Origin of the sequence: Streptomyces phytophilus (genome assembly GCF_013870535.1) — a bacterium.
In the GTDB taxonomy this organism is placed as follows: Bacteria; Actinomycetota; Actinomycetes; order Streptomycetales; family Streptomycetaceae; genus Streptomyces; species Streptomyces phytophilus.
Map to the genome: position 1 here is coordinate 1 of NZ_JACBXC010000381.1, position 4961 is coordinate 4961.

A 4961-nucleotide genomic window follows, 5' to 3' on the forward strand; every position below is an offset into this window, starting at 1 on the left:
CGGAACGCAGCGCGAAGCCGGGCCGGGTGTCCCCTATCGAGTGACGGCATCGGGCGTCCGACCGGGCATTCCGAGCGGTTGGTCAGCGGGATCGCCCGCCCCGGACACGAGCGAGGGCCCGAAGCCGCGGCTTCGGGCCCTTCGTACACGCTGCTCGGCAGCACGCAACCGCGCCGTACGGGCCTAGCGCTCCACCACCCGGTCGGGCTGCGTCGTCGTGTGCCGCAGGTGTGCGACCAACTCGTCCCCCTGCACCGGCGCCGACGCCTCCGCCGGCAGATACAGGATCGACACCTGCATGTGCGGCGGCTCCGCGAACCAGCGCTGCTTGCCCTCCCACACGAACGGCGACAGGTTGCGGTTCACCGTCGCCAGCCCCGCCCGGGCCACGCCCTTCGCCCGCGGCGCCAGCCCGTGCATCGCCTTCGGCGCCTCCAGCCCGACCCCCTGCGACGTGCCGCCGGCGACCACCACCAGGTGGCCGTCGCCCGACACCTTCTGCTGCCGGTAGCCGAAGCGGTCGCCCTTCACCACGCGCGTGACGTCCAGCACCGTGCCCCGGTACTGCGTCGCGTCGTGGTCGCCCAGCCACAGCCGGGTGCCGATACGCGCCCGGAAGCGCGTCTGCGGGAACTGCCGCTGCAACTGCTCGAACTCGTCCGCCCGCAGATGGCTGACGTACATCGTGTGCAGCGGCAGCCGCGCCGCACGCAGCCGGTCCATCCACGCGATGACCTCGTCCACCGCGCCGGTGCCGTCCGTGCGGTCCAGCGGGAGGTGGATCGCGAAGCCCTCCAGCGTCACGTCCGACAGCAGCGAGGCCAGCTTCGGCAGCTCCTCCTCGGTCACCCCGTGCCGCCGCATCGAGCTCATCACCTCGATGACGACCCGGGCCCCGACGAGCCGCCCCACCGCGTCCACCGACGCGACGGTGCGGATCACCCGCGTCGGCAGCGGTACGGGCTCCTCGGTGAGCTGGTACGGGGTGAGGACCAGCAGGTCGCCGCTGACGAAGTCGCGCGCCCGCGCCGCCTCGTACACCGTGCCCACCGCGAGCGGGCCCGTCCCCAGCCGGGCGGCCTCGGCGGCCAGGCGCTCGTGGCCGAAGCCGTAGCCGTTGCCCTTGCAGACGGGGACGAGTCCGGGGAACTGCTCCAGGATGTGCTGCTGGTGTGCGCGCCACCGCGCGGAATCGACGTAGAGCGTGAGCGGCATGGCGGTCGGTGTACCTTCCTTCGCGGTGTCGGGGACCCTCTCCTTCACGCGCAAGTCCGCTGCTTCGCGTGAAGTCGCCGTGGTCAGCGGCGGGACATGTAGATGTCGAGAGCCTTGTGGAGCAGCTTATTCAGTGGGTAGTCCCACTCGCCCAGGTATTCGGCCGCCTGCCCGCCCGTGCCCACCTTGAACTGGATCAGCCCGAAGAGGTGGTCGCTGTCGACGAGCGCGTCGCCGATGCCGCGCAGGTCGTACACGTGCGCGCCGGCGGCGTGCGCGTCCTTCATCATCTGCCACTGGATGGCGTTCGACGGGCGCACCTCGCGCCCGTGGTTGGCGGAGGCTCCGTAGGAGTACCACACGTGCCCGCCCACCGTCAGCATCGTCGTTGCCGCCAGGCACTCGCCCTGGTGGAGCGCGAAGTACAGCCGCATGCGGCCCGGCTCCTCGGCGTTGAGCACCTTCCACATGCGCTCGAAGTACCCCTGCGGGCGGGGTCGGAACTTGTCGCGCTCGGCCGTGATCTCGTACAGCCGCTGCCACTCGCCGAAGTGCTCAAGACCGCCCTGCACCACCTCGACGCCGGCCTTCTCGGCCTTCTTCACGTTGCGCCGCCAGAGCTGGTTGAAGCCCTTGAAGACCTCGTCCAGGGACCGCCCCGCCAGCGGCACCTGGAAGACGTACCGCGGCTGTACGTCGCCGAAGCCGGCACCGCCGTCCTCGCCCTGCTGCCAGCCCAGCCGCCGCAGCCGCTCGGCGACCTCGAACGCCTGCGGCTCGACGACGTCGGCGTTCACGTCGCGCAGCCGCTTGACGTCCGGGTCGGCGATGCCCGCCTTGATCGTCGGCGCCTCCCAGCGGCGGATGATCACCGGCGGCCCCATCTTCACGGAGAACGCGCCCTGGCTCTTCAGATGCGCCAGCATCGGCGTCAGCCACGCGTCGAGGTTCGGCGCGTACCAGTCGATGACCGGCCCCTCCGGGAGGTACGCCAGATACCGCTTCACCTTCGGCAGCTGCCGGTACAGCACCAGCGCCGCGCCCACCTGCCGCCCGTCGGCCTCGAACCAGCCCAGGTTCTCCGCGCGCCACTCCGACTTCACGTCCGCCCACGCCGGGATCTGGCAGTGGCTCGCGGCGGGCAGACTGCGGATGTACGCCAGATGCTGCTCGCGGCTGATGGGCTGCAGGGTCAGGCTCATGGCGGCGCTCCTCGTGCTGCGGCGGGTTGCCGACTGCGGCAGGCTTCTCGCGGGTGAAGCCTACTGCGGGCGCACCTCACCCCAGGAGGGAAGGCGCCAAGCCGCGGGGCTGCGCGGCCACGGGAGCGCCGGTGGTGTATCGCGGCGGTGTCGAAGCGATCCGGAGCGATCCGGGGGGTCCGGAGCGATCCGGGGGATCAGAGGTAGAAGCCGCCGCGCGCCATCGCCAGGAAGAAGCCGAGGGCGGACGCCCCCAGCCCCAGGAGGATCAGGAACCGCTCCCGGGTGGTCACGGAGATCATCTGCGCCCAGGCGCCGGTGACGATCCCGATCAGCCCCGCCCAGGTCGCCGGCACGTGCAGGCCGCGCCACTGGGAGAGGACCAGCGCGACCGCGCCGACGGCGAGCGTGATGGCGAGAAGCGTGTCCTGCGCGACGTGGTGTTCGCCGTCGCTCGCGAAGAGGCCGATGTTGCGCTGCGGGGGCTGTACTGCCTGAGGCATAGGCACCTCCGTGCCGTATGGCGGCGCGGGCTCGGTCGTGCGTGACGCCGCTCACACCCGTTGTGTACAGATTGCCGGGAATCGTGGCCGGATTTCAACCGGAAGGGTCGCTGCGGGTAGTGTGTACGGTCTGTAGCGGAGTCTGCCCAGGCCATCCCCGCCGCACCGGCGCCCATCCGGCGCCGCCGACGCGGGTTGTCAGTGCCGGGCGCTACCGTTGCGACGCAATGAAGAACCTCCTGCCACGGAGAGACCGTGGCCGCCGAGTCCAGAGGAGGTGGGTTCCACAATGCGTCACTACGAGGTGATGGTCATCCTCGACCCCGATCTTGAGGAGCGTGCTGTCTCCCCCTTGATCGAGACCTTCCTGTCCGTGATCCGTGAGGCCAAGGGCAAGGTGGAGAAGGTCGACACCTGGGGCCGTCGTCGTCTCGCTTACGAGATCAAGAAGAAGCCCGAGGGCATCTACTCGGTCATCGACATCCAGGCCGAGGCCGATGTCGTCAAGGAACTCGACCGGCAGATGAACCTCAACGAGTCGGTGCTGCGGACCAAGGTCCTGCGCCCCGCAATCCACTGACGGCAACCGACGAGCAGACCGCGTACGGCCCGTCCGGACCCGGACGGACCGCGTACGAGTAACCGAACCGACCGACGGAACCGTCGGCACGGACAAGAGCCAGACCGCACCACCCGGCAGCAACCGCGAGAGGTCAAGCACATGGCAGGCGAGACCGTCATCACCGTCGTCGGAAACCTGACCGATGACCCCGAGCTGCGCTTCACGCCGTCCGGCGCGGCCGTCGCGAACTTCACGATCGCGTCGACGCCCCGGACGTTCGACCGGCAGACGAACGAGTGGAAGGACGGCGACCCGCTGTTCCTCCGCGCGTCGATCTGGCGCCAGGCGGCGGAGAACGTCGCCGAGTCGCTGACGCGCGGCACGCGCGTGGTTGCCCAGGGCCGGCTCCGCCAGCGTTCGTACGAGACCCAGCAGGGCGAGAAGCGGACCGTGGTGGAGCTGGAGGTCGACGAGATCGGCCCCGCGCTCAGGTACGCCACCGCCAAGGTCACCAAGACCACCGGCAGGGGCGGCCAGGGCGGTCAGGGCGGCGGCTGGGGCGGGAACCCCGGCGGCGGCCAGGGCGGCCAGGGCGGCGGTTACTCGGACGAGCCCCCGTTCTGATCCCGGGACTCCCGGGGCGTGACGAGCGTGCTCGCACACCACACTTCTTGATCACACTGGAGTAAGAGACATCATGGCGAAGCCGCCTCCGCGCAAGCCGAAGAAGAAGGTTTGCGTCTTCTGCAAGGAGAAGATCTCCTACGTCGACTACAAGGACACGAACCTGCTGCGGAAGTTCATTTCCGACCGCGGCAAGATCCGTGCCCGCCGGGTCACCGGCAACTGCACTCAGCACCAGCGCGATGTCGCCACGGCCGTGAAGAACAGCCGGGAGATGGCGCTGCTGCCCTACACCTCGACCGCACGCTGACTGGGAGGGTGAGCCAAGCATGAAGATCATCCTCAAGGGCGAGGTCTCCGGCCTCGGTGCCGCCGGCGATGTCGTCGAGGTCAAGGACGGGTACGCCCGCAACTACCTGATCCCCAACGGTCTGGCGATCCGCTGGACCCGCGGCGGGGAGAAGGACGTGGCGCAGATCCGCCGCGGCCGCAAGCTGCGCGAGATCGCCTCGGTCGAGCAGGCCAACGCGGTCAAGTCGGAGCTGGAGGGCGTGCAGGTACGCCTGTCCACGCGCGCCGGCGCCAGCGGCCGCCTCTTCGGCGCCGTCACCCCGGCCGACATCGCCACGGCGATCAAGCAGGCCGGCGGCCCGGACGTCGACAAGCGGCGCATCGAGCTGTCCGCGCCGATCAAGAGCCTCGGCGCCCACCAGGTGTCCGTACGGCTGCACCCCGAGGTCGACGCGAAGGTCGGCGTCGAGGTCGTGGCCGGCTGACGCCGTTCGGCGACGGGTAACACGAAGGACGGGCCGCGCCCCTGCGGGGGTGCGGCCCGTTCGCGTACGGACGCCGGGT

7 protein-coding genes are annotated in these 4961 nt (G+C 70.2%); 4 read left to right on the forward strand and 3 right to left on the reverse strand.

Annotated elements, in window-relative coordinates; translation table 11 throughout:
- Nucleotides 1-183: 183 nt before the first annotated feature.
- The 3 genes from H5J30_RS17405 to H5J30_RS17415 all read right to left on the reverse strand — a co-directional run bounded on the left by H5J30_RS17405 (nucleotide 184) and on the right by H5J30_RS17415 (nucleotide 2920).
- The gene (locus tag H5J30_RS17405) at nucleotides 184-1215 is read right to left on the reverse strand and encodes an alanine racemase (RefSeq protein ID WP_181788341.1); all 1032 of its coding nucleotides are present in this window, start codon (nucleotides 1213-1215) and stop codon (nucleotides 184-186) included.
- Between the two features lie 83 nt (nucleotides 1216-1298).
- The gene (locus H5J30_RS17410) at nucleotides 1299-2417 is read right to left on the reverse strand and encodes a lipid II:glycine glycyltransferase FemX (RefSeq protein WP_181788342.1); all 1119 of its coding nucleotides are present in this window, start codon (nucleotides 2415-2417) and stop codon (nucleotides 1299-1301) included.
- A 197-nt stretch (nucleotides 2418-2614) separates the two neighbouring features.
- Entirely contained in the window at nucleotides 2615-2920 is a 306-nt protein-coding gene (locus tag H5J30_RS17415) for a hypothetical protein (RefSeq protein WP_018838797.1), read from the reverse strand.
- A gap of 289 nt (nucleotides 2921-3209) precedes the next feature.
- On the opposite strand from H5J30_RS17415, the gene rpsF reads away from it, so the two are divergent.
- From rpsF to rplI, 4 genes are all read left to right on the forward strand, one after another.
- Nucleotides 3210-3500: a 30S ribosomal protein S6 gene (gene rpsF / locus H5J30_RS17420; protein ID WP_181788343.1), complete on the forward strand. Its 291-nt coding sequence runs from the start codon at nucleotides 3210-3212 to the stop codon at nucleotides 3498-3500.
- A gap of 141 nt (nucleotides 3501-3641) precedes the next feature.
- Nucleotides 3642-4106, forward strand: a complete 465-nt coding sequence (locus H5J30_RS17425; RefSeq protein WP_181788344.1) for a single-stranded DNA-binding protein — start codon at nucleotides 3642-3644, stop codon at nucleotides 4104-4106.
- Nucleotides 4107-4179: 73 nt separating this feature from the next.
- Entirely contained in the window at nucleotides 4180-4416 is a 237-nt protein-coding gene (gene rpsR / locus H5J30_RS17430) for a 30S ribosomal protein S18 (RefSeq protein WP_018838794.1), read from the forward strand.
- 19 nt (nucleotides 4417-4435) lie between these two features.
- The gene (gene rplI / locus H5J30_RS17435; RefSeq protein ID WP_027741613.1) at nucleotides 4436-4882 is read left to right on the forward strand and encodes a 50S ribosomal protein L9; all 447 of its coding nucleotides are present in this window, start codon (nucleotides 4436-4438) and stop codon (nucleotides 4880-4882) included.
- Nucleotides 4883-4961: the final 79 nt, after the last annotated feature.